This window comes from Thermohalobacter berrensis, from assembly GCF_003609645.1.
Lineage (GTDB): Bacteria > Bacillota > Clostridia > Tissierellales > Thermohalobacteraceae > Thermohalobacter > Thermohalobacter berrensis.
This window is the reverse complement of record NZ_MCIB01000030.1, coordinates 1-5414: the sequence shown is the minus strand read 5'-3', so window position 1 is coordinate 5414 and position 5414 is coordinate 1. Positions and strand designations below refer to the sequence as shown.

The 5414-nt window shown below is 26.1% G+C and carries 5 protein-coding genes; 4 read left to right on the top strand and 1 reads right to left on the bottom strand.

What is annotated here, in order from left to right; genetic code table 11:
• The 4 genes from BET03_RS09910 to holA form a co-directional block, all read left to right on the top strand.
• Nucleotides 1-305: arginine deiminase family protein (locus BET03_RS09910; protein ID WP_243096918.1), on the top strand; the 305-nt coding region annotated here is incomplete at its 5' end.
• Nucleotides 306-347: 42 nt separating this feature from the next.
• Nucleotides 348-1340, top strand: a complete 993-nt coding sequence (argF, locus tag BET03_RS09905) for an ornithine carbamoyltransferase (RefSeq protein WP_120169883.1) — start codon at nucleotides 348-350, stop codon at nucleotides 1338-1340.
• Between the two features lie 158 nt (nucleotides 1341-1498).
• Nucleotides 1499-3952, top strand: coding sequence for a DNA internalization-related competence protein ComEC/Rec2 (locus tag BET03_RS09900; protein ID WP_120169881.1), 2454 nt, complete (start codon nucleotides 1499-1501; stop codon nucleotides 3950-3952).
• 17 nt (nucleotides 3953-3969) lie between these two features.
• On the top strand, nucleotides 3970-5013 hold the full coding sequence (holA, locus tag BET03_RS09895; RefSeq protein ID WP_120169879.1) for a DNA polymerase III subunit delta: 1044 nt from the start codon (nucleotides 3970-3972) through the stop codon (nucleotides 5011-5013).
• 54 nt (nucleotides 5014-5067) lie between these two features.
• On the opposite strand, the gene rpsT is transcribed toward holA, so the two are convergent.
• Nucleotides 5068-5331 carry a 30S ribosomal protein S20 gene (rpsT, locus tag BET03_RS09890; RefSeq protein ID WP_120169877.1) on the bottom strand — a complete coding sequence of 88 codons (264 nt, stop codon included), beginning with the start codon at nucleotides 5329-5331 and terminating at the stop codon, nucleotides 5068-5070.
• Nucleotides 5332-5414 lie beyond the last annotated feature (83 nt).

Below are 5414 nucleotides of genomic sequence, written 5' to 3'. Positions count from 1 at the left end.
AAGTCAAGGAAGAAAAGGCTATCCTCGAGGATATTCTAAAGAAATATTTAGGATTAAGTGATGTTACTCTAATTAGATGTGCTGGTGGGGATTCCGTTGCTGCTCCCAGAGAACAATGGAGTGATGGATCAAATACATTAGCTATTGCACCAGGTGAAGTTGTTGTGTATGCAAGAAACGATGTAACAAATAAAATATTACAGGAACATGGAATAAAAACCCATATAATTCCAGGCTCAGAGCTATCAAGGGGACGTGGAGGTCCTAGATGTATGAGTATGCCCCTTGTAAGGGAAGACATATAAATAACTTATATATAAAAAGAAAAAATAAAGGAGGAATATAAAATGGCATTTAACTTAAAGGGAAGAAGTTTACTTACATTAAAGGATTTTACACCACAGGAAATTGAATACTTAATTGATTTATCTCAGGAGTTAAAAAGTTTAAAGTATGCAGGTATAAGACCAAAGAACTTAGAGGGTAAAAATATTGCATTAATATTTGAAAAGCCATCAACAAGAACAAGATGTGCCTTTGTAGTAGCAGCAGTAGATGAAGGAGCCCATCCAGAATATCTAGGAAAGGGAGATATTCAGTTAGGTAAAAAGGAAACAGTAGCAGATACAGCTAGAGTCTTAGGAAGAATGTTTGATGGAATAGAATTTAGAGGGTTTAAGCATGAGACAGTAGAACAGTTAGCAAAGCATGCAGGAGTACCAGTATGGAATGGATTAACAGATAAATTCCATCCAACACAAGTATTAGCAGACCTACTAACAATAAAAGAACATAAGGGATACTTAAAAGGGATTAAGTTTGCATATGTAGGAGATGGAAGAAACAATATGGCAAATTCATTAATGATAGGTGCAGCAAAGATGGGAATGGACTTTAGAATAGTAGCACCAAAGGAATTATTCCCAGAAGAAGAATTAGTAGAAGAAGCAAAAGAAATGGCAAAGGAAAGAGGAGGAAAGATAACAATAACGGATTCAGTAGATGAAGGGATAACAGGAGTAGACGCAATATATACAGATGTGTGGGCATCAATGGGAGAAGAAGAGGAGTTTGAAAGAAGAGTAAAACTATTAAAACCATATCAAGTAAATATGGATATGATAAAGAAGGCAGACGATGAAGTAATATTTATGCATTGCTTACCAGCATTCCATAATAGAGATACAGTAATAGGAGAAGAGATATATGAAAAGTATGGATTAGCAGAAATGGAAGTAACAGATGAAGTATTTGAAAGTAAGCACTCAGTAGTATTTGATGAAGCTGAAAATAGAATGCATACTATAAAAGCTGTCATGGTTGCCACTATTGGAAAGTAGACTAAAAGTGATTAATTTATTTTAATTTTATAATTAGTAAGGACTTATAACTAGTAACTGACAGCAATTTTAAACTGATGGATTAGAGATCCATCAGTTTTTTGTTTTTTGTTAAAAATGGTATAATATAGAAAATGTTTTAAGAATAGAGGATAAATATGAAGAGACCATTTGTATTTTTTTTGATACCTTTTATATTTGGCATACTTATTCAATACAACTTTAATATCATTAATAAATATTTTTTTGTCTATCTTATTTTATTAATATTAATTTCAATTTTAATAGTATATTTTAGTAAAAATGGTATAACAATTTTGTTATTAGTGTTCTTTATTATAGGGGTTTTTGCTACTTATCAAGAAATGAATCAATCTCTTCTTAGTTTTTTAAGTAATAAAAATGTAACAATAATAGGAAAAATAGAAGATAAAATATCTGAATCAGAATATGGCTCAAAATATATTTTGTATATTATAAAGGTTAAATATAAAGAAAATTATTATTTAGCGAAAGAAAAGATTATACTAAATATAGTTGGACAAAAAGATTTGCAAATTGGAGATATTATTGAAGCCGAGGGAATTATAATAAAACCATCTAGAAATACAAATCCAGGATTGTTTAATTATAGATTATATCTACAAACTAAAAATATTTATTGGAATTTATCAGCAAAAGATTATAATATAAGATTAATTTCAGAAAATAATTTAAATCTTGGTCAAAAAGTTTCAAATGATTTTAGAAATCGTGTTATATATGTTTTTGATACCTTATTAAATAGTGAAAACAGTTCAATTATGAAAGGCATGGTATTAGGGGAAGACTCATATATAACTAAAAATCTTATTAATAAATTTAGAAACTTAGGCCTATCTCACATATTAGCTGTATCTGGACTCCATATAGGGATTATTTTTGCCTTTTTTGTTTATGTATTTAGTTTTTTAATAATAAATAAAAGAATTTCTATTATCATTTCACTTTGTATTATTTGGATTTATTCATATCTTATAGGTTCACCTATATCTGTTTTAAGGGCATGTACTATGTTTACAACTTTGATGTTAGCTTTTATTGCTCATAGAAGATATGACGTTATTAATGGAATATCTTTAGCTGCATTAATACTTTTATTTTTAAATCCCCTTATGATTTTTAGTATAAGCTTTCAACTTTCTTTTGTTGCTGTAATATCAATTTTAATTTTTTCTAAAAAAATAGAAAAAAATTTTACCAAACAATCAAGATTATCAAAACTATTATCACCAATAATAGCAGTTCAATTGGGAATTTTACCATTAACAATTTATCATTTTAATAAAGTTTCATTAATAGCAGTACTCTCTAATTTATTAATTATTCCTATCATAATACCTATTAGCTTAATTTTAGGATTTATTACTATCCTTTTTTCCATATTTTTAAGTACAAAACTACTATCGGTTTTTGGATATATAATAAATATACTCTTCTTCTATATGAAGGTTATTATGAACATATTAAATAAAATGCCTTTTTCCACATTAAATTTTCCTTCACTTTCTTTACCAGAAATTATTTTATACTATTTAATGATATTTATTTTATTAAAAATAATAAGGTTAGAATCTTTTAAGTTTAAGATAAAGAAAATAATTTTTATATATTTATTAATTTTTATTTTGCTTAATAGTGTTAACTCTTTTTATAATAAAGAATTAGTAATAGAATTTTTAGATGTAGGACAAGGGGATTGTGCTTTAATTAGCATTAATAATGAAAAACATTTTATAATAGATACGGGAGGAACGGTGTTAAGTGATTTTGATGTAGGTGAAAATATAGTATTACCTTATCTATTTAAAAGAGGAATTTTTAGTTTAGATGGGGTTTTTATTACTCACTTTCATCATGACCATTGTGAAGGTGTAATACCTATCATAGAAAATTTAAAGATTAATGATTTTTTTATTGGATATGAGAATAAAAAGAGTAAAATTTATAATCTAATTATAGACAAGTTAAATAAGAACAACATAAAAATAAATATAATAAATAAAGGTGATAAAATAATATTAGACAATAAAGTATATATAACAGTATTACATCCATATGAAAAGAACAATTTAAGTGAAAATAATTTATCCTTAGTTCTACTTTTAAACTATTTCAATAAAAAAATTTTATTTACAGGTGATATTGAAAGAGATATTGAAAGGGAACTTGTAAAAGAAGTAGATTATAATATTGATATTTTAAAAGTTCCCCATCATGGAAGTAATACCTCATCATCGGAAACTTTTATAAAAGCTTTGAAGCCAGAATATGGAATAATTCAAGTAGGAAGAAATGTGTTTGGTCATCCTAATGAACAAGTATTAAAAAGATACCAAAACAATAATGTAAAGATTTTTAGAACTGATAAGAATGGTTTAATTAATATAAAAATAAACCCCAAAACCATAAAAATTTATCCGTATTTTAAAGACACCAATCTATTAAATGATATAATATTTAAAAGTAAAGTTGAAATATTTATTTTGTTGATATATATAATATTATCTATAATAGTTTTACACACAAACAGACAATATATGGAAAACACACTACTAAATGAAACTTCATAGGGCAAAGAGGTGTTTTTATGGACTATAAACAAATATTAGATGACATTAAAAAGAATAAACTAAAAAAGGTATATTTATGTTATGGAAGTGAAGTTTATTTGATTGACTGGATACTATCACAAATAAAAAATAAATATGTAGATAAATCTTTTGAATCATTAAATTATATTCATCTAGATGGTAAGGAGACAACTATAGATAATATAATTAATGCTTGTGAAACATTACCATTAATGTCGGATAAAAAAATAGTTGTAGTAGAAGATTTAGTTTTTATTACTAGTGGAAAAAGTGGAAATAGTAGTGAAGAAAAACAGTTAAGTGAATATTTATTAAATTTAAATGACTCTACTTGTCTTATATTTACTATAAGAGAAGAAAAGATTGATTCAAGAAAGAAAATTGTTAAAAATATTAAAAAAGTTGGGTCTGTAATAAAGTTAGATAAAATAAAAGGTGAAGAACTAAAACAGTGGATATCAAAAAGTTTTAGAAAACGTGGTAAACAAATAGATAATAAGGGTATTTACTACCTTATAGAGTTATCTGGATATTTAGAATCAAAAAGCAATAAAACACTATATGATTTAGAAAATGAAATTATTAAAATATCTAATTATCTAGAAGGTAGAAAGAGAGTTACTAATGAGGATATTGATAAGGTATTGGTTAGGTCATTACAAAATAATATTTTTAAGTTAGTGGATGGAATTGGACAAAGAAAAACAGATGTTGCACTATCTTTATTAAATGAGATGATTTTAGAAAATGAGCCCATACAATTAATACTACATATGATAATAAGACAGTTTAGATTAATACTTATGGCTAAAATGTTAGAAAAAAAAGGTTATAGTCAAGGTATTATTGCAAAAAAAATGGGAGTCCATAATTTTGTGGCTAAAAAAGTAATTTCGCAGAGTAGAAATTTTACAACTAAAGAGCTAGAGAATGGATTGAAAAGTTGTTTAGAAACAGATAAAAAAATAAAAAAAGGTAATATGAATGATAAATTAGCAGTTGAAATGCTAATAATTAGCTTTTGTAATAAAATATTATAATGAAATAATAAAATACTTCGGGGTAAACCCGAAGTTTTTTATTATTAAGTACGATTATACAGCTTTGTTTAATCTTTTAGCTAAACGGCTAACTTTTCTTGATGCAGCACTCTTATGAATAGTTCCCTTAGCTGCTGCTCTTGTAATTTTCTTTTCTACTATTCTAAATAATTCTTTAGCCTTATCAATGTCACCATTGTCTAAAGCATCATTAAACTTTCTAATGTAAGTTCTAACTTCATTTTTTCTTATTCTATTAACAGCTGTTTTTCTTTTAATTACTCTAATTCTCTTTTTAGCTGATTTAATGTTTGCCAAGTTTTCCACCTCCTTAATGTGCAATTAACAAGTGATATTTTACCATGAACCTATACAAATTTCAAGTAAAAATACAGTATCTT

What these genes read in the sequence shown, in the direction of transcription:
- argF (WP_120169883.1), top strand. Translation starts at nt 348, where the DNA reads ATGGCATTTAACTTAAAGGGAAGAAGTTTACTTACATTAAAGGATTTT.
- BET03_RS09900 (WP_120169881.1), top strand. Translation starts at nt 1,499, where the DNA reads ATGAAGAGACCATTTGTATTTTTTTTGATACCTTTTATATTTGGCATA.
- holA (WP_120169879.1), top strand. Translation starts at nt 3,970, where the DNA reads ATGGACTATAAACAAATATTAGATGACATTAAAAAGAATAAACTAAAA.